The following is a 25,835-nucleotide window of genomic DNA, read 5'->3' on the forward strand; positions in this document are numbered from 1 at the left end:
GCATTCTGGTGGTTCTTTTTTGAACAATTTAAAGATAATCAGCAGTTTTTTTCATATCTAAAGAAAAATTTTTATAATTAAAAGATACATACAACTTAATAACAATTAAATTTTGTTGATATAACTTCTTGGAGAAAATTTTTCACAAATTAAACTGTTTATTTTGTTGTGTAGAAAAAATATTTAATGAAAAAATAACATATAATATACGTTGGAGGAAAAACTATGAGTCATTTATTTACAATCGGACCCGTTGAAATGTTTCCGGAAACTTTAGAAATTGGTGGAAAGCAAGTACCCTACTTCAGAAATGATGAATTTTCACAGATTGTTTATTCTGCCAGCGAAAGTTTAAAAAGGTTATTGTTCACTGAAAATGGAGAGATTATTTTATTAACCTGCTCTGGAACTGGAGCTATGGAAGCGACTGTAATGAACTGCTTTACAAAAGAGGATAATCTCATTGTAATTGATGGAGGTTCCTTTGGTCATCGGTTTGCCGAAATCTGTGACGTTCATGAAATTCCCCATACTGTCATTAAACTTGATAAGGATGATATATTAACCCGTGAAATGATTGACGAGCTAATTAAAGATAATAAATTTACAGGCGTTCTTGTAAACTTGGATGAAACTTCAATTGGGAAATTATATGATCTTGAAATGCTCGCAGATGTTTGCAAAGAAAATGACTTAATATTAGTAGTTGATGCAATAAGTGCTTTTTTAGCAGATGAAATTAATATGGATAAATACGGCATTGATGTTGTAATTTTAAGTTCTCAAAAAGCTTTATCATTGGCTCCAGGTTTGTCAATTGTAGCATTAAGCGAAAAAATATTAGAAAGAATTAAAGATATTAATTCAAAATCTGTTTACTTTGATTTTAAAGATTATCTTAAAAATGGTGAAAGAGGCCAAACTCCTTTTACTCCGGCCATAAGAGTCATTATTGAACTTGAAGACATGGTTAAACGTATAGAAGATAAAGGCATTGAAAATATAATTAATGAAACTGGTGAACTTGCAGCTTATTTCAGGAGCAGAGTAAAAGAAATTGGATTAGATTATCCAGACTATCCTTTGTCAAATGCTGTTACTCCAGTCATATTTCCAGATGAAAACGCAGATGTTATTTATAGGGAATTAATAGATAAATACGGTTTAACTGTTAATCCGAGTGGTGGAGATTATGCAAAAACAATGTTTAGGGTTTCTCATGTTGGAAAACATTCTAAAGAGGATATAGACAATTTAATAAATGCAATGGATGAAATAATTAATTCTTAAAAAATGAGGGTTTCAATTGTCTAAAATGAACAATTTACAAAAAAATCTCTATGGATTATTAATAGAATTTGATGATTTGTGCAAAAGATATGATATTAAATATCTATTGGCAGCAGGCGCTTCATTAGGTGCTGTTAGAAATCATCGTTTCATGCCTTGGGATGATGATATCGATCTGTATATTTCTAGAGACAATTGGAATAAATTGAGGCATATTTTAGAAACTGAAGAGAATGTTCTTCCAGAAGGAAGGTCATTTGTATATAAAGAGAATACTCCATACTATTGCAATCCAATTCCAAGATATGTGAATAATCAAACCACTACAATTTATGTTTCACAATCATTACCCGCAAAAGCATGTGGGCAACATCTTGAACTGTTTATTTTTGATCCAATGCCTTTAGGAGAAGAAGCTAAAGAGGAATATTTGGATTTATTGCATGTTTATACTGAATTATTATCCCCATATTTTGTTGTAAATAAAAATGCTTCCCTTGAAGATTGGAAAAGACATTATGAGTTATATGAACATTACTGTAAGAGGGTCGATGAAGAGGGTGAAGAGAAAATCATTAAAGAATTAGAAGAAACATTACAGCAATATTCACCTGAAGATAGTGACCAATATTGCATGCGTTGGGGAATCAAGAATTATATTTATGACAAGGAACACTTTGAACTTGAAAGCGAGATGGGTCAATTTGAAGATGGCGAGTTTCCTATAGGATATTATCCTGAAGGTATTCTTAGAGTTGCATATGGTGACAGTTGGATGTATGTTCCTGAATATGAAGAACAAGTTGTTCATGGAGGATTGAAAAATTATAAAATTCCCTTTGAAGAATATACTAGCCGTTATCTTCCAAAAATGAATCGTGAGTCTGTTTTTGAGAAATATAAAATAAACAAACGCAATAATGCCAGTGTTTTTTATCAAAGAAGAGAAGTGGACATGTTAGTTGCTAAAGAAAAAGTTCTTGTTGGATCAATGCATGTTATTAGAGATTTGAAAGGAAAAGAAGATTATTTACGTTCATTACTTAATAATAGAGAGTATGATGCTATTTCTGAAAACTTAAGAAGTTTTTTGGAATTGCAAAAAACAAAAGATGTAATAAAGTATAATATTCTTGTACCCATTTCTGATATGAATCTGGCAACATATTTATTTAGCTTGATTGGGCAAGGGAAATATTATGAGGTTCAAATATTTTTAAATGTTCGAGAAATGCAGGATAAACCTTTAAATGACGAATATAATCAAATTAAAGATATGATATCAATATGTAGGGAGATATCCATAGCTCGTTATGATAAAAAGGATGTGAATTTGGTTCAATCACTTATAGACAAATATGAAAAAAAATACCCTGATTTATTAGATATTTATCGTGCAAAGATTTGGGTTATGGAAAGCACTGCCAATTCTATTGATGACTATAAAGATATTGATAGTCTCTGCAATCATATCTTATCATTATATCCTTTTGATGGAGAGATAATGGCATTTCAAGCCAAAGCAAAATTGGAATGCGGGCATGAAGAAGACGCAATGAAACTTTATAATGAATCAATTAATAATACTAGAAACGGTTTAATCTGGCAAAAAGTTGAAGACGAATCAGGAATCAGCCGTATTGAAATCGAATCTGAATTGATTAAGATGATTGATGATTAGAGATAAGTATTAAAGTATGATGATTTGACTGAATTAGAAAGAAAAATAATCGCAAGGAGGAATTAATATTTTAACCAAACATGAAATTCAATTAAAATTATTAAAGGAAATTGATTTAATTTCATCCGAAAATAATCTGCATTATTTTTTAATAGGTTCTAATTCACTTAGTGCTTATAATAATCATACCATTGATACAGGTGCAAGAATGGTTGCTGTTGTAATGCCTTCAGAAGATATTGAAATCTTTTGTAAAATTATTAAAAAAGATTATAAGGCAGATAGGTATGTAGAAAAGAGTTCTAATGATAAAGAAAATCCGCTTTTCCATATTGCCTATGGAGATAAAAATACGGCAGATTTTATTCTTACAAATTTAAATACTCACAAACAGCATGGCATTCGTGTTCGTATTTATCCGATGCGTAAAACAATTATGGATGAAATTGATTTAGAGGAACATTCAAGCATCAGAACTGAAATGAAAGCAAGTTTCAATAAGTTCATTAGAAAACACAATACAAATAGGGATAAATTTTATTTCAGATATTTCTTAAATTTTGTTAATTTTGGATATAATTTAATTTATAATTCTTATAACTATTTCAAAAATAGATATCCTAAAGCAATTATTAAAGAACATTTATTTGATATTTTTGGTAGAGATTCCCGGTTTACTGATTCCATGATTGGACTTTATGAATATATGTATTCAATCATCAATAAAACCTACTTTTTCTTTAAGAATCTGAAAAAACACCCGTTCATTGAAAATTGGGATGATTTAGAAAATTATAATGATGTTCAAATCATCAACCGGAAAATAACTGCTGAAGCATTTGATGAAGTTAATAAGGTCAATGTAGATGGGATTGATGTTAATTTATTAGGCCCTAATTTTTTCTCAGAGGTTTTTGGAAAAAATTATGAAAATAGGAAAATCAAAATCAAAGCCCCTAGAGCTTCTGCAATTTTGGATACTGAAACAAGTTATGAAAAGATTATTAAAGAACGAAAAGAAGCAATTAAAAAAATTAAAGTTATCCAAAGGGAAATCAGGAAAAAAAGATTTGAAGTAATGGAAGAGACAAGTGTTGTAAATAATGTTTTCAATCTTGTTAAAATGACAGATGCCCAGATTAAAGTTCAAAAATTCTTTGAGAGACATAGGGACTATCTGTTTTCTTTAGATATGGATGATGAAGAGGAATTTATAGAATTGTATGATCGATTGACTCCTACCATAAATTATCTAAGAAGATATTCCGAATATAATATGACCTTTTCAATTGATGAAGAAGCTGATTTATTAGTTAAAAAAGTAATGTTGAAAACGGGTGAAGATGAGTTAGTAGATAAATTAGAAGAATTGTCTAAAATGGAATATTTCATCGAATAAATAAGGTAATAAATATTTTCTAAATCCCAGTATTGGATATTTTTTTAAAAAAAATCATATTTTTGAAATTATTAAAATGATATAATTTGATAGCATTATTGAGAACATCTCCAAATTAATGAAAAAAAGTTATATAACTGATTACAAATTTAAATAATTGTTCTTAAATATTATTATATATAAAGATGGAGAAATTATAATGGATGATAAAGAATATTGGGCGAATTATTACAGTGAAAATTTAGATCCTACCAATCAATCATCATTTGCAGAATTCATTCTTCCCAAATTAACAAAAAATAAAAAATTAATTGATTTAGGTTGTGGAAATGCAAGAGACAGCTTGTATTTTTCAAGAAATGGATTAAATGTAATTGCAGTAGACCAAATAAAAGAGGAAATCGATTACTTAAATAAGAATTATAAAAACGACAACATCAATTTCATTTGTGACGATTTCACCGATTTGGAAAATTCATCCAATGAATTATTTGATAAAAAATTTGATTATATTTATTCCAGATTCACATTCCATGCAATCAATGAAAAAAAAGAAGATAAAACATTGGATTGGATTACTAATCATTTAAAAGAGGATTCATTGTTCTTACTTGAAGCAAGAAGCATTAAAGATCCAATGTATAATGAAGGTAAAAAGTTAAGTAAAACAGAAAATTTTACAACTCATTATCGCAGATTTATGCAATTGGATAAGATTGTTTCCAAATTGGAATCAAGAGATTTGGAAATCATATATCAGATTGAAGATAAAGATTTAGCAGTATACAAAGATGACAACCCTTATGTCATACGTTTAATTGCTAAAAAAAATCGTTAATTTTCTTCAAAACAATATTCAGCCATTATTTTTTCCAAAAACACTGCATGCATAGCCAACTACGCATAAATCTATTTTTAAGTGTTTATTATTAAAATATATTGATGATTTTTTTTAAAAGCTTTCCTAAACATGGCTGAAAAAAATGTCGAATAAATGACTACCAATCTTTCAAATCCTTGTATGTCATATTAACAATAAGTGGTGTTAAGCTTGGTCTTTTCTCAACAAACAATGCATATCCGTCGCTGTCTTTTTCATATTCCTGAACCAAATTGGAAGTAATCATAATCAAATCATCGCTATCCTGATTTTCATCTAAAGGATAATTGAACAAATCGGCCTTTTCTTCATTTTCATTGTCTATGACATGCTTGTCAAGCATCTTATGTGACAAGGAGGTAATCTTGAGGTCTTCTGATTCATAGTTTGAGGGCACATTCAAATTGAATAAGTCAACTCCTTCGGGAAATCCATCATTAATTATCTTTAAGACAAGTTCATGCAAAACTTTCTTTGTTAATGTAAAGTCATAATCCAGATACCATTCACCGTTTTCATCCTGTTTGTATGATGTTTTAGGATCAATGAATAGGGAAACGGCAATTGCAGGGATGCCCAGGCTGACTGCCTCAAAGGCGGCGCATACAGTTCCTGATGATGTTATGTCACAGCTTATATTGACACCTTTATTTATCCCTGTTATGACCAAATCAGGTTTCTCATCCATTACATAATCAACACCGACAATTACCGAATCAGCAGGACTTCCTGAAACAGAATAGGCAGGACTTCCATCTTCAAGTTCACATGAATTAATTTTCAAATGTTGAAACAATGAAATTCGACGCCCCACACTGCTGTTATTCCTGTCAGGAGCAACTACAGTTACATCAGCCAAATCCTCAACCGCCTGCTTTGCAGCCAATATTCCAGGTGCAAATATGCCATCATCATTAGATATTAAAATTTTCATAATGTCCAAAACCTAAAGTCTGTTATAATTAATATTTTAGGGAGTCATTAATTAAAAAATATTTCTTTTTGAACTGAAATTTTCTAACGATATGCCTAAAAATTACTTAAAAAGGGTTTATATAATAGATTAATTAAACTAAATAATAAAAATTGACTGAAAAATGTAAAGAAATCTTCAATTTGAACTGAATAATATGTCAACAATAACTTTAGATACAAAAACACGGAATTTGATACTTGTACTTTTTTTAATAGGCGTCTTTATGGGTTCCTTAGATACTGGAATAATAGGTCCTGTTCTTCCCTCAATAGAGCAAAGCTTTCACCTGACAAGCAGGGAATCCAGCTGGATATTTACGTTATTTGTAATCACATTCATGATTGGTTCACCGGTCATGGCCAAATTTTCAGACTTCTACGGCAGGAAAAAGATTTTCATTTTAGATGTTATTCTCTTCGGTATCGGATCTTGCTTAATTGCTTTTTCATTAAATATAGAATCAATATTCATAGGAAGAATCATTCAGGGTTTCGGTTGCGGAGGCCTCTTTCCTGTTGCCGGAGCATTTGTAGGAGATGCATTTCCACTTGAAGAGCGAGGAAAAGCATTGGGAATTCTAGGCAGCGTGTTCGGAATATCCGCAATCGGAGGACCATTGGTAGGTGCCGCACTGATTCCATTCGGTTGGAACTGGTGCTTTACAATCAACATACCAATAAGCATATTCTTGGTAATATTCGCATGGCACATTCTTCCAGATGCGGAAAACCAAAGAAAATTAAAAATTGATTATCTGGGAATTATTGTACTTACATTGCTTGCAATATTTTTGGCATATGGATTGAATCAAATCGACTCAAATAATTTCATGAACAGTCTATTATCTTTAAGTGTTGCACCATTTCTATTATTATTCATAGTCATAATTCCAATATTCTTAATCATAGAAAAAAGAGCGGAAGAATCAATCGTTCCCATACACATGTTGCAAAACAAAGAGATAACAATTGCATGTATCGAAACATTATGTTACGGAATAATTTACTCATCAGCAATATTTATACCGTCCCTTGTAATTCTTTCAATGGGTTTGAATGACCAATTGGCAAGCTTAATGCTGATTCCAATTTTGGGAGCCAATGCAGTAGCTGCTCCAATTCTAGGTAAAATACTTGATTCCACAGGTTCACGTAAGATTATGGCTATTGGAACACTTATAATGGCATTTGGTTTGATTGCTATTGCACTATATCCCGACAATTTCCTATTGTTCATAATAGCGGGATGCCTAATCGGCGTAGGTATGGTGACAATCATAGGTGCTCCTTTAAGATATATTGTTTTATGTGAAGCTAAACCTACAGAAAGAGGTGCCGGCCAGGCTATTGTAAATATGCTTTCCAGTGCAGGCCAATTGATTGGCGGAGCTCTCATCGGTGGGATAATCGCATCATTTTCAGGAATATTCGGTTATAAAATTAGCTTAATTTTAGCTGCATTTGTTGCGTTAATTGCGTTCATATTCACCTTGAAACTAAAAGGCCGTGACGAGCAGATAGCAACAATGAAATCAAATTTTTAAAAAGAAGAAAATTTTGTACTACAATTATGTAGTACATTATAAATTTTAATATTTTTTCAACAAATCATACAGTTCAGGAATGACCTGCTCGAACTTGACTCCATAAGTATGAGTTTCGTCACCGATTGTTTTTTCAATTGCCCTTTTTGTAAATTCACCGGCAATCTTTGCTGCTTGAGTTGGGGTTTTGCCGTTCATGGTTGATCCGACAAATGCTGAAGCAAATACATCCCCGGTTCCATGTGATACATAATCCACCTTATCATTGAATACAATATCACAGGTTTCCTCATCTTTATCCAAAACAATCATGCCCAATTGGCCTTCCTTATGTGTGTCACCCTTTAGGATTACATGCCTTTTGGTAAATTCAGACAGTTCATTTGCCATTTCCAACATTTCTTCTTTGGTAAACTCTTCCTTCCATGGTTTGTGTAAAATATAGCAAGCTTCGGTTGTATTTGGAAGAACATAATCTCCCAATTTACATAGTTCACCCATTTTATCCGCAAATTCCTGGTCGAATCCATTGTAGAATTCACCATGGTCAGCCATAGCAGGGTCAACAAATACAAGCCCGCCAGGTTTTAGTCTTGAATCGATAATATCTTTAATGTAGTCTAATTGTTCAATTGATGCTATAAAACCAGTATAAATTGCATCAAATAATATGCCTTCCTTTTCCCAATGTTTTCTGATTTCAGGCAAGTCTTCTGTCAAATCCCTAACGGTGAAATCTGTAAAACCTGCTGTATGTGTAGACAATACTGCTGAAGGCAATATTGCTGTTTCAATACCAAATGCAGAAACAATCGGCAGTGCGACTGTTATAGAGCACTGACCATAACAAGAGATATCTTGTATAGTTAAGATTTTTATAGTTTCATTCATTTTTTCTACCTAAATTTTTATAATTTTTTATTATCCTTAGATAATCATATACTTTTCTCTAAAAAGCTTATTTATATTATATAACATGCCCTATATAAAGCTTTGTAGTACAATAATGTACATTAAAGTACTTAATATTATAGTTACCTTTATATAGAATCAAAGGGAATAATATCCTAACGAACGGTTGGTAGGAATATGAATACAAAAGAAAAAATATTTGAAGTGGCATTGGACTTATTTTCTAAAAAAGGATACGATTCAGTTTCACTAAGAGAGATTGCAGATAATGTTGGAATTAAAAAAAGTTCAATTTATAGCCATTATCCTTCAAAAGAAGCCATACTTATGGACATATTTGAATATTTGACAAATCTTATAGAATATGATGAATTGCTTAACAGCGAAGATTTGAATTTGACTGCGAATAATGATATGCTGCTGGAAAATCCTGAATTGTTCTATCATAACGGTTCGGAAGCTATTAAAATGATGTTTTCACAGGAAAGAAATCTAAAGATTTGGAGACTGATATTTATTCAAATGCACCATAATGAAGCAATCAAGGAATTTTTCCAAAATGAGATACTGGTAAAACCGTTGGTTTTCTGGAAAGAATTCTTCACAATTCTAAAAGAAAAAGGAATCATTCGCCAAGACAGCAATCCAGAATTGCTTGCAAAAGAATATTATAGTTTTCCTATTTACCTGCTATTGGAAATTACCGCGAAATATGATGATATTCCGAAAAGTTCACTAGAAGACTTCTTTAACCAGACAGAAGAACATGCAAAATTCCTACTAGATAGTGTAAAGGTGAAACAATGAATAATGAGTTTAATTTACAGGATTATTTAGCCAATGGAGTTGAAATCATCATAAAGGATGCTCTTAGGGCTTCCATTAAAAATCCAAAGGAAATATTATTCTTACGCAGATTTTCAAAACACACAAGAAAAGCTAATGAAATCAGACAAAAATATGATGAAAATGGACAAAATATCCCTGCTTTTTTAATTGCAAGCATTACAAGCAGCTGCAACTTACACTGTACCGGATGCTATTCAAGGGCAAACAAAGCATGCAGTGATGATGCTCCGTTAAATCAACTTTCAGGAGATGAATGGGGCGACATCTTTAATGAAGCAAAAGATCTTGGAATCAGTTTCATTGTTCTTGCAGGTGGAGAACCAATGATCAGGGAAGATGTTATTGTTAAGGCAAGCAATTGTCCTGAAATCCTATTTCCAATATTTACAAATGGAACAATGTTCAATAATGATTATTTGAAACTATTCGATAAGAACAGAAATCTTGTTCCAATATTATCCATAGAAGGAGATGAACAGGTAACTGATTCCAGGCGTGGCGAAGGCGTTTACAGCAAATTAGTTGATTCAATGGAACTGATGAAGAAGAACAATATAATATTCGGCGCTTCGCTTACATTTACAAAAGGCAATTTATCCACATTGGTCTCAGATGAATATATCAAAAAATTGCATGATTTCGGATGCAAAGTAATATTTTTCATTGAATATGTTCCAGTTAATGGGGAAACAATTGAGCTTGCACCAAGCGACAATGAACGGGACTTGCTATTCAATGAAATAAACCGTTTAAGAAAAGAATATGATGATATGCTATTTTTATCATTTCCTGGAGATGAAAAGACTTCCGGAGGATGTCTAGCTGCAGGCAGAGGATTTTTCCACATAAATTCCCATGGAGGTGCTGAACCTTGTCCTGCGTCACCTTATTCAGACATCAACGTTAATGACACATCACTTCTAGAAGCTTTAAACTCCAAGCTATTCAAATCACTTAGGGATGGCGGTCTTCTTATGGATGACCATGAAGGCGGCTGCGTCCTGTTTGAACATGAAGCGGAAGTAAAAAAATTATTAGATAGCTAAAAAATAGAAAAATTTACTCTTTGGATTTGATGGATGTTACAAAAATTATAAACAATGAAATTAAAACCAAAGCTAATGGATTGCCTGTTGAATAAAGTGATTTAGCAACCATGTCTGAATCGTTATCATCATCTTCTGGTTCCAAAACATCAATCTCCTCTTCTTCATAGCTTTCATTGTTTAAATTAATACTGTCTGTTGTTAGGTTTGCTTTATTAATCTTTTCACCAACAGAAAGCGCTTTTACAGTGATATTTAAAAATACTTCACCGTCTTCAGCAGAGAGATTTCCAATATTCCATATGCCTGTTTTTGGATTGAAAGTACCTTTTGTTGCTGTATGCTTTATATATTCCATTCCATCAGGCAGCTGATCATATACTTTAACGTTTTTAGCAATATCCGGACCCTTATTTATAACACTGACAATCCAGACAACATAATCCCCAACATAGACATTTTCTATATTGGCATCATTATCCAATACCAAATAAGCTGAGGAATCGGTTTTTCCGTTGGATTCATTGCTGGATAAAATCTCTTCATCAGCAGTAGTTTCAAGAACATTCACATCAGAAGTGATTTCCAAAACATCTTCATTATCATCAGATAGTTCCAAGTTTGACTCTTGTGAAACGTCATCATTTACTTCCAATACTACATCTGTACTGTTGGAATCATTTGCATTTACACAAGACAATGATAACAAAGTAACCATAATCATCAAAGCTATGAAAATTTTATATTTAATTTGAAAACCTCCAATATCAACTAAATATATTTATTGTTTTTAATACATTTATAATTATGGAGATATTATGAACAAGGACATTAAAATCATAGAAGATTCTGATTTATTAATCAATGCCAGAAACCCTCAAGGAAAATTAGGCAATCAATTGATAGATAAAATGAATGTTAATCATGAAGGATTGGCAAAATGGAGTTTAAGTCATTTAGATATATCAAAAGATAATGTTATCCTGGATATCGGCTGTGGCGGAGGAGTCAATGTTAAGCGATTTTTGAAAATGACCGAAAACAAGGTTTATGGCATTGACTATTCCGAACTTGCAGTTGAAAGATCCATCAAATTAAATAAATCTGCCGTTGATGAAGGCAAATGTGAAATTATTAAGGGTTCAGTTTCCAATTTGCCCTTCAATGACAATAGCTTTGATATCGTGACTGGATTTGAAACTGTTTATTTCTGGCCGGATTTTGTAAATGATTTGAAAGAAGTTTTAAGAGTATTGAAAGATGATGGAGTCATATTCATTGCAAATGAGGCTCTTCCAAAAGAGGGTGATGAGCGCCAAAAAGAACTTATTGAATTATTGGACATGAAAATATATTCAGAAGATGAATTGGTTGAATCATTAAAAATGGCCGGATTTTCAAATGTGACCACCTATATCAAGGATTCGAAAGACTCCTTTACCGGTGAGGATGCTGAGTGGATTTGTGTAATTGCACAAAAATAACTATTTTTTACAATTTTAAAAAAGTATTTTAAAAATAACTGACATATATAATGATGTTATATTATTGAATTGGATTGAATGTTATGAGTATTGAAAAGTTAATTGGCAATACGCCAATGATAAAAGTTAATTATGAATATGAAGGAAAAAAAGGTAGCATATATACCAAACTTGAATTTTACAATTATTCTGGAAGCATTAAAGACAGAATGGCTTTCTATATCATTACAAAAGAAAGAGAAAATGGCAATCTGAAGGAAGGCCAATCAATTGTAGAGGTTACAAGTGGAAATACCGGAATTGCTTTCAGCGCAATAGGTGCCCTTATGGGACATGACGTTCATATTTACATGCCGGACTGGGTATCTCTTGAAAGGAGAAAGATCATTGAAATGTATGGTGCTCATGTTCATCTTGTATCAAAAGAAGAAGGCGGATTCAAAGGAGCTCTTGAGCTTGCAGAAGATTTCGCTGAAAAAATTGATGCATACAGACCACTCCAATTTGATAATAAGTTAAACGTTGAAGCCCAATATAAAACAACCGGTAAGGAAATCATTGATGCCATACCTGAAGTCAACGCTTTCGTGTCAGGAATCGGAACCGGCGGAACATTGATGGGTATCGGAAAAAGATTGAAGGACAACAATCCAGATTCCAAAATATTTGCCCTAGAGCCATCCACCTTATCAATCCTTAAAATGGGTATGGAAGAGGGAAGCCATATGATTGAAGGAATCGGAGATGACTTTATTCCGGGAATTGTTGAGCAGGATTTAATTGATGATATAGTATTGATTCATGACTGTGATGCAATCAACATGTCAAAAAGAATAGCTAAGGAATTAGGTTTAGGTATTGGTATTTCCAGCGGTGCAAACTTCCTTGCAAGCGTCATAATGAATAGAGATGACTTAACCATTGCAACCGTTTTTCCGGATGACAACAAGAAATACATTACAACAAAGCTGTCAGAACCCGTTGATGAAGACTCTAAACTAATTTCAAATAAAATAAAGCTTCTTGGCTTTGAAGTAATATAAAGCATTACTCTTTTTTAAAAAAATTGATAAAATATGAATATTCGAAAAGCGGAAATTGGCGATTTAAGCAAAATCATGGATATTTATAAAATTGCACAGGATTTCATGATTGAATCTGGAAATCCTAATCAATGGGGGCATTTTTACCCTAGTGAAGATTTAATTAGGCAGGACATCAAAGAGGAAGTTTGTCATGTGATATCTGATGATGAAGATATTCATGCTGTATTTGCACTTTTCAACGGTTCAGAACCAACTTATGAATACATTGAAAATGGCGATTGGCTCAATGATAATGAATATGTAACTGTGCATAGAATCGCAAGTGACGGAAAGCTTCGAGGCATATTCAAGTTCACTATCGATTACTGCAAGAGCATATCAGACAACATAAGAATTGACACCCACAGCAACAATTTAATAATGCAAAAGCAGATTGAAAAAAACGGATTTGAAAAATGCGGAATCATATATGTGGCTGACGGGTCTCCAAGAATTGCCTATCAATGGTCAAAAAATTAAAAAAAAACATAGAAAGTCTATGTTTAAAATTTATAGTGAATATTGTGCAACTTATACAAGCATACTGAACTGCTTGATGGGAATGCATAAATCATATAATCCAGCTCTTCAAGGGTTATCTTTTTGTTGATGATGAATGTAAACATGTTTGCAACGTTTTCTGCATCCGCAGCGTAAATTTCAGCACCAACTATTTGAAGATCCTTGTCAACGATTATCTTTGCCTCAGCGGTCAAATCGTTTTTGAGCTCCAATGAATAGGACCTTCCATATTTGATTGTGTGAACATCATATTCATCGCTTTCTTCTGCAACATAAGCAGGCACTCCGACAGTAGCTATTCTAGGTATTGTATAAGCAACAGCAGGAACAACAGGATATGTTATTGCATCAGCCTCACCCAGCAATTCCTTTGCGAGATATTTTGAGTGGTGAATGGCAACTGTTACAAGCTTTGCGATTCCAGTATCGGCAACATCCCCTGATGCATAAATGTTAGGCACTTCTGTCTGTAGATGGTCATTAACCTTAATTCCCTGCTTTGTATATGTCAAGCCTACATTTTCAAGGCCAATGTCTTCAACGTTAGCAGTCCTTCCCATTGCTGCAATGACGTAATCTCCGGTCAGGCTCAAACCGCTTTCGCAGTTCACGGTAAACCCATTTTCATATGCTATGTTGTCTATTTTTGATTCAGGATCTCTTAAGAATTCATCTGAATTTTGTGCGCAAGCCACGTTCAAAACTTTATCTTCAGGATTGTCGATTTCTATATTGCTTATTACTTCTTTGACTTGCTCATTGAAATGGAAATGAATATTTTTCTCCTTTAATAATTCAATTACATTCTGCACATATGGCTGGTGGAAGTATTTTAAGGCCATATTTCCTCTGATTATCACATCAGCCTCCAATCCTGCTTCGGCAAGTATAGATGCAAATTCCATACCTACAAAACCAGCACCAATAATTATGGCATGTTTTGGAAGTTCATCAATATCCAAAAAGTCAGTACTATCATGGAGGTATTCCCTACCTTTAATATCCGGAATAACCGGCTTAAGACCTGTACATATAACGATTTTGTCAGTGGTGAACTGTTTTTCTCCCACTTGGACGGTATGCTCATCAATGATGATTCCCTTTCCATGTGCAACATCCAAATTATATTCATCGAATTTTCCGTCAAGAAATGTTGACATTCCGGCAATCCGTTTTCTTTTAAATTTCATCAAATCTGGCCAGCTGACTTCAAAATTGCCTGATTTTCCAACGCCTTCAAAATTGTCTGCCAATGCTTTGATTTCATAAGGAGCATCCAATAAAGCTTTTGAGTTGCAGCCCCTATTTGCACAGGCTCCACCATATAAGCTTTCTTCAACTATTAATATTTTAAGCCCGGCTTTTCTTAAAAACCGTCCTCCTTGCCAGGCTGCATTTCCGCTTCCAATATAAACGACATCATAATCCATGTTTTAACCTCTACGTTATCTTTGTACAAAATTGTATAAATCATTTATGAAAAAAATTTATTATCATTTTTTTAAAAAGGAAAGCATAATATTTATATTTAATTAATTATAAAGAAAAAATGAAATTGACTGGTGATAAAATGAAAAGAAAAACAGTTATTTTGATCATTCTGCTATTGATTATCGGCGGGATAGTTTATTTCGAAACTCACAATTACAATGAAATAACTTATACAACATTAGCCAATACCAGCATTGGAACTGTTGAAGTGGGCATTTCAGGAAACGAAAATGCGAGCAAATGCATTGCTTTAATAACAGGCATTCATCCAAGAGAAACATTGTCAATAGAACCTGAAATTCAAGCAGCAAGAGAATTTGGCGGTGATGACGTTAAAATAATCAATTATAAAGTGACAGTGACCCAAAATCCTGAAGACTATAATGAAGGAAGGGCAAACGGAGAAAGCCTGGTTCATGATTACGTGAATCCTCATGTTACATCATCTGATGCCGATGCAGTGATTATCAGTCATTCACATAACCCAAATTATGGTGAAGGATTTTATCTTGCAACCCCTGAAATGGACAGCGCATCTGTAGGCATAGCTCAAAAAATTAGCCAGACAAGCGATTTCAACTATTATCCGGTTACAGGAAATGAAACTTATAAGTCAACTTCAGCCGTTTTGGTTTCAAAGCCTATTGCACAGGCAGGCTATCCTACATTCGTATATGAAATACCTGAAGATATTTGGGAATTTACTGCCACCTGGAAAACAAAAGAATTATTTAATTTAATTGCTCAAAATATTTAACTACATGTATAGCAATTAATTTACTTTATTATTTTTTCTATTACTAATTAATTTAATTATATTTTACTTATTATAATATTACTTTTAAAATGATTACTATTAAAATAATCAGCCATCTTTTTATTTATTATCATAGCAATTTTTATCCTAAAATCCCAACAATTAATTATATATCTAATAAATTGAAAAATTATTATTGAGAAATTAATTTTATGAGGGATAAAATGATAGTTGAATGCAATAACGAAGACATCACTTCTGTTTTTGATTATATCGGTGAAGATTACGGGAAATGTTTATACATTTACATTGACTTAAAAAAATACGGCATCGATGATGAAAACTTTAACGTTTGGATTCAATATAATGAAAATGAAGATATCTGCGCTATAATCAGCGAATATTATGGAGGAATCCAAATATACAGCAAAGAAGAGGATTTCCTAGTTGATGAAATTGTTGATTTCATTAAGCAAAAAGATCCTAATGTTTTCTTTTCAATCAAACCGAATATCGATAAACTTAAAGTTCATTTTCCTGAATATGAACAGGAAACAGGCATTGTTGGTGAATTGAAAGAACTCAAATATCCGCCAAACATTAAAGCATATTCAGCACCACTTGATGAACTCAAAGAAATCGTTGAAATAATCGCTGAAGATGAAGACATTGGAAAGCCATACGGTTTTGATTCATTATATGAACAGTACTGCGAAAGAAAAAAAGATAATTTCGGACGTAATTTTGTTTTACGTGATGATGATACTCATGAAATCATTTGTCATGCCGGAACATATGCCGAACTTACAGAATTGGCTGTAATCGGAGGAGTAATCACTTCAGTACCATACAGAGGCAAAGGATTTTCTAAAGAAACATTGTCATCCCTATGCAGTGAACTGAAATCCGAAAACAAAAGAATCTTTTCATTCTATTATATACCCCCTGCTGAAAGAATGCATGTTGGTGTAGGTTTTGAAAAGATAGAAGACTGGTCAAAATTAGCAAAAATGTAGGATTGACTCCTACATTAAATTATTTATTCTACAAAATACTTTTTTTTGGATATCTTTTCAATTCTATTAATCAAATCCTCTTTTTCAAGTTTAACCAATACCCTTTTAATCAAATCCATTGATTTAGGTTCAATCGGGAAAGTCATTCCATATTTAGAGTACCTATTCAAGCTTCTGATAACAGGTTCCAATTCATCATATAACTCTTCAAACTCCTGTTCATCATCCAAATCATAAGTCAACAATCTATCTATATTCTCTTCAAAGAATTCCTCATATTCCAGTTCCTTGCCGGTCATCTTAACTAGATTCCAAACCTTCTTAACGGTTTCCTTTTCATGGCTGACTTTTCGCCTTCCCCAAACAAGCTCCTCATGTGTTGATCTGATTTCCGTTAAGATAGATTGTGTTTCGCTTAGAATTTGTTCATAACCTATTTCTGTATCAACAATTGCACGTTTTCTTGGAGGTTTAGGTTTAATTTTAATTTCTTTGAAGTCCTCACCATATATTTCGCTAAATAATGCATCTGAATCTTTAAGCAAGTTAACTTCAATGCCATCAACTTCAACTCTTTGAAAGTCAAGAAAATGTTTGCTGCTAACAGTTTTATTGATAAATCGGACCTTTGAATAATTCTGAATATCTTCCCATTTGTCAATTGCAATATTCCTTTTTACATTATTATAATATCTTTTTGCGCCGCCTGTTATTTTATATGCAAAATTTAAAGCGCCAAATCCTGCTTTCATATACCAGAATTTTTTATTTTCTATCCTTTTGCTTGAAAATTTACGGAATTCCCTTTCTTTGGATAATCTTGAATCCCATCCAACAATCGGTTCACCATCAAGAGTTTCAGCTTTAAAGATAGGATATAACCTTATGTGAATTCCATGATGGATATTACGGTTTAAGGCAACCATATGAAAATCAGTGGTATTTGTATTCCCGTAAGTTACATAAACGGGTAAGAAATTAGGATTATTGAAAATTCCTTCAACGTATCGGTTGGAATTGTTTTGCTTTTCAATTATCTGGCAAAACTTATCAATATCTCCTTGTGCCATTCCAACGGCAACAATTCTGGAAGCATTTCTAATTGTATTATTAAGATAAGCGTTCAATGAATTAAGTCCAATTAAAAAATATTTCAAATTATTATCTTTACAGATTTCATCTAATTCCTGAAGCAATTCTAATTGAATATCCTGCTTAGTTTTCATTGTTAAACTCCTCAATTAAATCACGTTCAATATCTAAACGACTAATTCCAGATTCATCTTCAACCTTTTGCCAGATTAAACCGTTTCTAGTATTGTGAATGGCTTTATCATATAATTCCATTGCTTCTTTTTCAAAGCCACATTCCATTTTGGCTTTAGCTTGAATCGCCATTATTTCACCATCGAATGGATATAATGACAATGCCTCTTCACATAAATCATTTATAATTTCATAATCCGGTTTAGATCTTGCATCATTCTCTTTAACCCATATCCTTGCACGGAAACTATCAAGCAGGTCAGAATATTTGCTTTCATGTTCATCTAAAATAGATTGGACCAGACTACAGTCTTTTCTGTCATAGCGTGCAACAGACAGTTCTCTGCAATACACAACTAAATTCTCTATTTCAATCAGTTCATCGGACAATGGCTTATCCTGCAGCTTACGAATGCTTAGATACTTATTGACAGCATAATATTTTCCCTGTTCGATTAGTCCAAACAACAATGTTGCAAGATTTTTATCGGAAATTGGAACCATGAAATTGAATTTCATGACATCAGGAATTAATTGTATTGAATTATATATTTCAAATTCTTCAATTAATTTTTCATAATCTTTATTTTTTAATAGGGAGCGTAAATAATCCTCTTTTCCTTCAAGACTTTTTTTAACATGAATGGAACCAACGGCGACTTTTTCCTTTGCAACCAACATGTCAACCTTCTTACGAGTATAGAACATGCTTGCGTTATTACGTTTATTCTTGATAAATTGTGGAAATACTGTTTCCCTATTGATTTTAGGAAGGTAACGTTCAGTATAATCAGTGAAAGGTCTTGAATCTTTTAACCCATTATGAGATATTTGTTCTTCAAATTCAGGAATATACATCCAGCTATCTCCATAAGCAACCCTGAGGATGCATTCAGTATTTGTGCCGATAGGGAATTTTCTTCCTTCAAATAGGCCAGGTTCGCCTTCTTCAAAAAGTTCCTTATCATAAATGTAATTTTTAATTCCCCAGCGCATGCAATATTGGTCGCAATCTTCTATATCATATTGCTGCAATGTTTCTTCCAATTCTTTCAGCACTTTTTCTTCGCCTTCCTTATCGACTCTTTCACAATAATGAACATATAAGTCATAATGCCTTTGCCAATCTTCCAGAGAGGCATTTTTATTTACAATAAAATAAGGGGATATCAATTCAGTATATACATGCAATAAGTCAAGATATTCCTCTTTTGCCTTTTCTCCTTTTGGCATTGGATCAAATATGAATAACTCTAAATGTTGTCCGCATGATTTGCCCGGAAGAGCTTGTGAAACGTATATTGTGGTTGTGTCGTTTTTGATGTATCGCGGAAGTGGATTACAGTAATACTTGGTATTTTCCTTATAAACAAGAGACCTTCCTTCAGGCAGGAAATCCTCTTCTGTTTCATAAAGATGTCTAAACTTATTCCAATTATCTCTAGTGATATATAAATCTATATCATCATCCCATGGAAGAAAACGACGATTTCTGACAGCTCCCAAAGATGCACCGGCCGCCAAAAGATATTTAATATCATGCTTTTTGCAGATTTCATCGAATTCTATTAGCAATTGGAACAGATTTTCCTGTAATTCATTCATTTGATTCAATCAGATTCTCTCCTAACTTACTCTTTTGAATTTATAATTTCATCTATTGCTAAAATTAGTTCCTCTGTCTTTTCAATGGAATGATTACCTACATGTGAAACTCTAAACATGGTTTTTGCAAAGTCCCCTCCGCTTGGATTTACAGTAAATCCATAATCATCAATTAATCTTCTGTATATCACATCGGCATTTTCATCAGGAAAAATTACTGGTGTGACTGCATTTGATAGGGGATATGACGGATATTCCAAACCAATTTCATTAATTCTTTTTCTGAAGTATAATGCTATTTCTTTAGTTTCAGCAATGATATTATCAATGCCCTTTTCCTCTATACGTTTAACCATGTCTTCAAGCTCAATAATTAACCTAACAGCTGGAGTGAATGGGGTTTGACCTCTTTCAGCATTTTTCAAATGATCCTTAAAATCAAAATAGATGGATTTGGAGTCGATTTCATCAACTCTTTTCAACATTCTTTCACTCAAAGAGACAACTGATAAACCAGGAGCCAATGATAAAGCCTTTTGTGAACTTAATATAACTGCATCAATTCCATATTTGTCCATGTTAACTTCATCTGCTAAAAAAGCGCTGATTGCATCAACGACAAAAACAAGGCCTTTTTCCTTACATAATTCTGACAACATGTTGATATCATATAACTGTCCGTTTGAGGTTTCATCCAAATTAACAAGCAATCCTGTGAATTCTTCATCACCGATTACCTCATCAATCATGTCTCTTGTCAATGTTATGCCATGCTCCACTTTAACCGCTTTGAATGGAATTTCATGAACCTCACAAATTTGAGTAAATCTGTGGCCGAAGGAACCTCCCTCAATGACTAGAAGTTTGTCCTCTTTTGTAAAACAGTTCATGATAGTTGCTTCCATGGCACCAGTACCAGAACATGTCAGTAGAATAACCTTGCCCTTTTCATTGAATAGTAGCCTGTTTAATCCCTCACTAGCGGATAAAACCACTTGTGAAAATTCATCATTTCGGAAATATGGCACTTGCTTTCCACCAATTTCCAATGTTTCAGGGTACATTTCTACAGGCCCTATTGTAAATAAATGACTCATTATAAACTCTCCTAATAAAAATAATTATTTTTCAGCCTTTTTAACGTCTTCCAATATTTCCACGATTTTTATGGATTCATCTTCAAAGATACTTTTTGAATTAATTCGATTATTTGATAACATTGATGAAAGTTCCCTTATCAGGTATTTGAATCCATTGCCTTCAAAGTTTGTAGTGTACAATTGAACATCACTTGATCCGGGAGTATGCAATTCAAAGCTTTTACTTCTCCACCAATCTCCCTTCATGCGAATTGTACCTTTTGTTCCTATGATTTCCAATTGATTATCAACACGAATAGTGTTACCGACATTAATTACTGCTCTTCCATTAGGATAAACGAAATTCATTGAAGCAAATTCAATGTTATCACCGTCTTTGGATACATTGAAATCCGCTTTTTCATAATCCAAACCCATAATCTTCAACATTGGCAATAGGGTATAAACACTTAAATCGTAAAACAGGTTGCTACGACTTTCATCATTTTTTGAAATTGAACAATTGAAGCTCAATATATCTCCAATCAATCCTCCCTGTGTCATCCACAATAGTTGATTGAAAACATAAATATGAACCATTTTAATATTTTCCATTAAAATTAAATTCTTTTCCTTGGCTAATGAGATTAATTCTTTTATTTCATCTGATTTGAATGTTGCAGGAGGGTCATATAATACATGTTTTCCAGATTCTAACGCTTGGCGAATATAATCATATCTCTTTGAAGTAGAGCAACGGACATAAATAATATCTGATTCCTCGACCATATCCATATAACTGTCGAATGAATTTTCTATGGCATATTTTTCCTGTAAACTTTCTAAAACATTGTCATCATCAGAGCATACATTTTTCACTTCAAAGCCATTTACCAATTTTGCTTCCTTAACTATTTGGTTATCGTCTACTATATCACATATCATCCCAATATCATAATGGCCAAATGTCTCTTCTCTAATTTGAGTGCTGGAAATGCCTTTTGTCCTCTCCAAATATATCATTTCACAGTATCTTGACAAATGGTCGAATTTGCCCCTCCAGTCATCTCCAATTACAAAGGCATCAATATTATATTTAATTATATCTCCAATCTTCTGACCGAGATATTCCTCAACGATAATTTCATCTGCAAAACCAGTTTTTAAAACATTTTCGATTCTTGTTGCCAGTGAATCATGAACATTTAATTTTCCACGCCCAATGTCATAATTTTCACCAGTGACACCAACAATTAAATAATCACCATGCTCCTTTGCCCTTTTTAAGATATTATAATGACCTATATGAAACAAATCGAATGTTCCATATGTAATAATTTTTTTCATTTTTTGTCCTCTCATCATCAATGTAAAAGAAAATTTAACTTAATTATATTTTAGTAATTAAAACTATTAAAAGTTACTCTAAAAAATAGCAAAATAACATCTTTAGAAATGAATAAAAAATAATGTTTTTATTTAATTATAAAAAAAAGAAAATAAGAATAGGTAATTAGAATGATATTCCAGAATAAATTCCCTTAAGGGAGAATGATTTGGTATTCCAATTAACTACACTTCCAACTGAATTTCTTGAACTTGTTGCATCAGCAACTGTCCATGTATTTCCAATTAAAACCTGTGTCCAAACATGGCCGTAAGTACTGCCGCTTGAGAATCTGCAGGTTCCATGAACATATCTTGCCGGTAAATCAGCAGTTCTAAACATTGCTACAAGCAAATGTGAGTGATCGACACAATTTCCAGTCTTATGGGACAATGTACCTGTTGCACCATATCTTGTATCGTAATAGAAACTGTATGATACTGTATCCCTTACGTAATTAAATATTGCAACCGCTTTTTCCCTGTCAGTTTTCAAATCTTTAGTTAAAGATGTAACAATCTTCTTGATTGTAGAACTGTTCACTTGACAATTTGTGGAAGACTTAAGATACATTGATAAATCGCTGACTGTATTCTTTTCATTTAAACCGGATCCTCCTTGTGATGAACCATAACCGTAGTTAATAACCACATAATTAGGCATACGCTTTTCAGCCTTATAAAATGCTAATATTCTTGAAAATGAATCGACAACTTCTGAATATATGATTTTACCAACAGCTGAAGAAGCATAGTTAGGAGCAAATTTATTGGTTTTAATATAGGTTGCTATATTATTTGCAACAGCCACATATTTTTCCATGTATAAATTTTTTGAGTTAATATTATCTCCTGAAGGATTCTTAGGAGCTGCAACATCTGGGATATATTCAATATTATTGGTTTTTGAATTTCCTATCTCATTTATAGCTTCGCTCATTATGTATAAGAATTCAGGAACTGTAAATGTAAGACTTCCAACATTTACTGTATTCGGAAACTTATTGTTGCTGTCATAGTAGTTTTTAAAGTTGGTTGCCGCAGTAAGCACTTCATTTAAAGTAACTGTCTTAGGAGCAACCACGGTCAGTTTTGCAGATCCGGAACTGGCCAGATTAAGATTATCCCCTTCAAATTCATATGAAACTGAATAGCTTCCGGCAGGTAAACTTACACTGAATTTAGCATATCCATTAGATGCAGTTTTAGCTGTGTATGTATTGGCTTTGACAGTCAATTTGACAGTAGCTCCGCTGATTGCTTTTTTGCTGGAGTCCAATAACAATACATTCACATATTGAGATCCTGAATTTAGGGAAGTTTCACTTTTCCATGCGAGGGAAGTGGAAGTTCTTTTCTTAACTGTAATTTCAGTTGACCCATTGACAGAGTCAATTTTTGAATCTTTTGCATTAGTATACTTTATTGTATATTTTCCAACAGCAAGATTAATAGGTATTGAAACAATACCATTGCTATCTGTAGTTTCTGTATAAGTATTGCTTTTAACTGTGAGAGTGACTTTCTTATTGGCCAATGGAATAGAACCTGATGTTAAAGCAACTTTAAAAGGTATATTTGAACCTTTACCGAAAGTTGTTGTACTTTTTACTGTAAAAGTAGGTGTTTTACTTGGTATAATAGTTAATTTACTGGATGTGCTTGACGCTTTGTAAAAATTATTTCCTGCAAATTTATATTTGACTGTGTAAAACCCTTCTTTTAGTGAAGGCAATTTGAGTTTTGCAATACCTTTACTGTTTGTTTTTGCGTCATATGATTTTCCATTGACAGTGAATTTGATTATTTTACCAGCACCTGGAGCATACCCAAATTTATTGAGTAATTTAACGCTTATAGTTTTAGATTCACTTTTGAGGAAAGTGTAGGCACTAGCAGTTAAGGATGATGTAGTGGATTTGACAACTTTGATTGTTTTAGTTTTAGTCAAACCGTCAACATTATATGAAGTTATCTTATATGTGCCAACTTTCAATGATTTTAAAGATAAACTTGCCACACCATTTGAATTAGTCTTTTTGGTGAATGTCTTTCCATTAAGTTTGAATTTTATGTTTTTGTTAGCTAACGCTTTTCCAGTGCTTTTAAGAAAAGTAGCGTAAAATTTTCTACCGTCTGTGTAGACTTTTGATATATCCTTAGCACTAATGGTTGATAAAACCTTTATGGTAGTTGTAAAGCTATATCCTGTTTTAGGATTAGTTGTAACAGCCTTATATGTCCCTGGTTTGAGACTTTTAATGGATAAGGTCGCAACTCCATTTGTATCGGTTTTTTTAGTGAAAGATTTACCATTTAATGTAATTTTAACATTAGTATTTTTCAATGCTTTTCCATTCATATCAAGGAACTTTGCTGAGTATTTTGCGGTTCCTTTGTAGTATTTAGTAATGTCTTTTGAAGTGATTGTTTTTGATTTGTCAATTGTTGTATTAGAAGCAGCTAATACGTCGGCATTATTTTCACTTTTCAGTAAAGAATTACTTTCAGCGTCAGTTGATAAAATATCTGAATTATCAGATTTTAGAATATTGTCATTAGATGAATCATCATCAACAGCTGAATTATAAACAGATACATACGTGTCATCCTGTGCTACAGCATATGAATCCGTAGTATTTACTTCACTTGCATGAATAGTGCTTACCGATAATGCAACAATGAGCACCATCAAAACAGTGAGTAATAATTCTCTGTTCAAAATATTTTCCTCCATAACAGATTATTTTTAATATATTGTGATTTTATTCTCACCTTATAAGTAAATATTTAAAAAATCTTATATAAACCTTTTTATTTACCATACTTAATTAGATGAGTTTAATTTTAAAAAATAAGGATTAAACTTTATGAAAATTTAAAATTAAGCTTAATTATACTTCAATTAAACTATAAAAGAATTATAATTTATGAAATTATTTATTAAGCTAATTCAATATATGAAATTGAAAACATTAATCGAACAAACATCAATAACATATCCTATAAGCTTAAAATCAAGCATATATCAATAAATGGAATATTATTAAGAAAAATAATAAAATTCGCTTTAAAAACTTAAATATTCCTAAAAAAAGAATTTTTAATCAAATTTGATTTTTTATATAAAAAATAATTTTCATGTGCAGAAATAAGCATTATTTCTTAAGAAAATATTAAAAAATTATTGTAAAAATAAAAAAAAGATGAATTAAAATTTAAAGATGTCTTTAGCCCAACTAACTTTGGCTTTAATTTCTTGTGCTTTTAATTCATAAGTTTTATCTGTTTCCCCATAATTGTCATCCAATACTTCAGCTTTGCCATCAACATCCAATGAAGTATCTTTAATCTTACCAAATAATCCAATCTGTTCATCTGCAATTGATTCAATTTCAGGCAATGTTTTTTCCTTCAATTCGAATAATGTATCAATAGCTTCACCGATTGTAACTCCATTTTCCTTTAATAATTTTACTTTCTCTTCCTGTTCAGGTGTCAACTCAATTTCCATTTTGCTCATAAAATTTCCCCTGTAAAATAATTAATACTATATATTATTATTTTC

22 protein-coding genes are annotated in these 25,835 nt (G+C 32.3%); 12 read left to right on the plus strand and 10 right to left on the minus strand.

Going from position 1 to position 25,835, the window contains the following annotated elements; translation table 11 throughout:
* Positions 1–225 precede the first annotated feature (225 nt).
* From QZU81_RS01365 to QZU81_RS01380, 4 genes are all read left to right on the plus strand, one after another.
* Entirely contained in the window at positions 226–1,290 is a 1,065-nt protein-coding gene (locus QZU81_RS01365) for an alanine--glyoxylate aminotransferase family protein (protein WP_292852503.1), read from the plus strand.
* 25 nt (positions 1,291–1,315) lie between these two features.
* Entirely contained in the window at positions 1,316–2,971 is a 1,656-nt protein-coding gene (locus tag QZU81_RS01370) for a LicD family protein (protein WP_295589066.1), read from the plus strand.
* Between the two features lie 208 nt (positions 2,972–3,179).
* Positions 3,180–4,370: a hypothetical protein gene (locus QZU81_RS01375; RefSeq protein ID WP_292852508.1), complete on the plus strand. Its 1,191-nt coding sequence runs from the start codon at positions 3,180–3,182 to the stop codon at positions 4,368–4,370.
* Between the two features lie 199 nt (positions 4,371–4,569).
* Positions 4,570–5,208 (plus strand): class I SAM-dependent methyltransferase, encoded by a 639-nt coding sequence (locus QZU81_RS01380; protein ID WP_295589068.1) that lies wholly within the window; start codon positions 4,570–4,572, stop codon positions 5,206–5,208.
* Between the two features lie 160 nt (positions 5,209–5,368).
* Here the strand turns inward: QZU81_RS01380 and surE are convergent, their stop codons facing one another.
* A complete protein-coding gene (gene surE / locus QZU81_RS01385; RefSeq protein ID WP_292852514.1) occupies positions 5,369–6,184 on the minus strand; it encodes a 5'/3'-nucleotidase SurE in 816 nt (271 codons plus the stop codon).
* Between the two features lie 196 nt (positions 6,185–6,380).
* On the opposite strand from surE, the gene QZU81_RS01390 reads away from it, so the two are divergent.
* Positions 6,381–7,769, plus strand: coding sequence for an MFS transporter (locus QZU81_RS01390; RefSeq protein ID WP_295589070.1), 1,389 nt, complete (start codon positions 6,381–6,383; stop codon positions 7,767–7,769).
* A 45-nt stretch (positions 7,770–7,814) separates the two neighbouring features.
* Here QZU81_RS01390 and QZU81_RS01395 read toward each other — a convergent pair whose 3' ends face one another.
* The gene (locus QZU81_RS01395) at positions 7,815–8,660 is read right to left on the minus strand and encodes a pyridoxamine kinase (protein WP_292852519.1); all 846 of its coding nucleotides are present in this window, start codon (positions 8,658–8,660) and stop codon (positions 7,815–7,817) included.
* Between the two features lie 198 nt (positions 8,661–8,858).
* On the opposite strand from QZU81_RS01395, the gene QZU81_RS01400 reads away from it, so the two are divergent.
* Both QZU81_RS01400 and QZU81_RS01405 read left to right on the plus strand, forming a co-directional pair.
* Entirely contained in the window at positions 8,859–9,488 is a 630-nt protein-coding gene (locus tag QZU81_RS01400; protein ID WP_295589072.1) for a TetR/AcrR family transcriptional regulator, read from the plus strand.
* Positions 9,485–10,576, plus strand: coding sequence for a radical SAM/SPASM domain-containing protein (locus QZU81_RS01405; protein ID WP_295589073.1), 1,092 nt, complete (start codon positions 9,485–9,487; stop codon positions 10,574–10,576). Before QZU81_RS01400 ends, QZU81_RS01405 begins: the two co-directional genes overlap by 4 nt.
* 13 nt (positions 10,577–10,589) lie before the next feature.
* Here QZU81_RS01405 and QZU81_RS01410 read toward each other — a convergent pair whose 3' ends face one another.
* A complete protein-coding gene (locus QZU81_RS01410; RefSeq protein WP_295589074.1) occupies positions 10,590–11,294 on the minus strand; it encodes a DUF11 domain-containing protein in 705 nt (234 codons plus the stop codon).
* Between the two features lie 100 nt (positions 11,295–11,394).
* On the opposite strand from QZU81_RS01410, the gene QZU81_RS01415 reads away from it, so the two are divergent.
* The 3 genes from QZU81_RS01415 to QZU81_RS01425 all read left to right on the plus strand — a co-directional run bounded on the left by QZU81_RS01415 (position 11,395) and on the right by QZU81_RS01425 (position 13,625).
* The gene (locus QZU81_RS01415) at positions 11,395–12,060 is read left to right on the plus strand and encodes a class I SAM-dependent methyltransferase (RefSeq protein ID WP_295589075.1); all 666 of its coding nucleotides are present in this window, start codon (positions 11,395–11,397) and stop codon (positions 12,058–12,060) included.
* A gap of 83 nt (positions 12,061–12,143) precedes the next feature.
* A complete protein-coding gene (locus tag QZU81_RS01420; protein WP_295589076.1) occupies positions 12,144–13,103 on the plus strand; it encodes a PLP-dependent cysteine synthase family protein in 960 nt (319 codons plus the stop codon).
* A 33-nt stretch (positions 13,104–13,136) separates the two neighbouring features.
* Positions 13,137–13,625: a hypothetical protein gene (locus QZU81_RS01425; RefSeq protein WP_295589077.1), complete on the plus strand. Its 489-nt coding sequence runs from the start codon at positions 13,137–13,139 to the stop codon at positions 13,623–13,625.
* A 23-nt stretch (positions 13,626–13,648) separates the two neighbouring features.
* Here the strand turns inward: QZU81_RS01425 and QZU81_RS01430 are convergent, their stop codons facing one another.
* On the minus strand, positions 13,649–15,097 hold the full coding sequence (locus QZU81_RS01430; RefSeq protein ID WP_295589079.1) for an NAD(P)/FAD-dependent oxidoreductase: 1,449 nt from the start codon (positions 15,095–15,097) through the stop codon (positions 13,649–13,651).
* 140 nt (positions 15,098–15,237) lie between these two features.
* Here QZU81_RS01430 and QZU81_RS01435 point away from each other — a divergent pair, with 140 nt between their 5' ends.
* Both QZU81_RS01435 and QZU81_RS01440 read left to right on the plus strand, forming a co-directional pair.
* The gene (locus QZU81_RS01435; RefSeq protein WP_292852544.1) at positions 15,238–15,915 is read left to right on the plus strand and encodes a hypothetical protein; all 678 of its coding nucleotides are present in this window, start codon (positions 15,238–15,240) and stop codon (positions 15,913–15,915) included.
* Positions 15,916–16,139: 224 nt separating this feature from the next.
* Entirely contained in the window at positions 16,140–16,931 is a 792-nt protein-coding gene (locus QZU81_RS01440; RefSeq protein WP_295589080.1) for a hypothetical protein, read from the plus strand.
* A gap of 23 nt (positions 16,932–16,954) precedes the next feature.
* Here the strand turns inward: QZU81_RS01440 and QZU81_RS01445 are convergent, their stop codons facing one another.
* From QZU81_RS01445 to QZU81_RS01470, 6 genes are all read right to left on the minus strand, one after another.
* Complete coding sequence (locus QZU81_RS01445; RefSeq protein WP_292852550.1) at positions 16,955–18,157, minus strand: hypothetical protein; 1,203 nt, start codon at positions 18,155–18,157, stop codon at positions 16,955–16,957.
* The gene (locus QZU81_RS01450) at positions 18,147–19,802 is read right to left on the minus strand and encodes a phosphorylcholine transferase LicD (protein WP_292852553.1); all 1,656 of its coding nucleotides are present in this window, start codon (positions 19,800–19,802) and stop codon (positions 18,147–18,149) included. The genes QZU81_RS01445 and QZU81_RS01450 overlap by 11 nt, the downstream gene beginning before the upstream one ends.
* 26 nt (positions 19,803–19,828) lie before the next feature.
* Entirely contained in the window at positions 19,829–20,899 is a 1,071-nt protein-coding gene (locus QZU81_RS01455) for an alanine--glyoxylate aminotransferase family protein (protein ID WP_292826273.1), read from the minus strand.
* Between the two features lie 24 nt (positions 20,900–20,923).
* On the minus strand, positions 20,924–22,228 hold the full coding sequence (locus tag QZU81_RS01460) for a Gfo/Idh/MocA family oxidoreductase (RefSeq protein ID WP_292852557.1): 1,305 nt from the start codon (positions 22,226–22,228) through the stop codon (positions 20,924–20,926).
* 166 nt (positions 22,229–22,394) lie between these two features.
* Entirely contained in the window at positions 22,395–24,989 is a 2,595-nt protein-coding gene (locus QZU81_RS01465) for a transglutaminase domain-containing protein (protein ID WP_295589082.1), read from the minus strand.
* Positions 24,990–25,478: 489 nt separating this feature from the next.
* Positions 25,479–25,790 carry a hypothetical protein gene (locus QZU81_RS01470; protein WP_292826264.1) on the minus strand — a complete coding sequence of 104 codons (312 nt, stop codon included), beginning with the start codon at positions 25,788–25,790 and terminating at the stop codon, positions 25,479–25,481.
* Positions 25,791–25,835: the final 45 nt, after the last annotated feature.

The sequence above is a fragment of the uncultured Methanobrevibacter sp. genome (assembly GCF_902770715.1).
Lineage (GTDB): Archaea > Methanobacteriota > Methanobacteria > Methanobacteriales > Methanobacteriaceae > Methanocatella.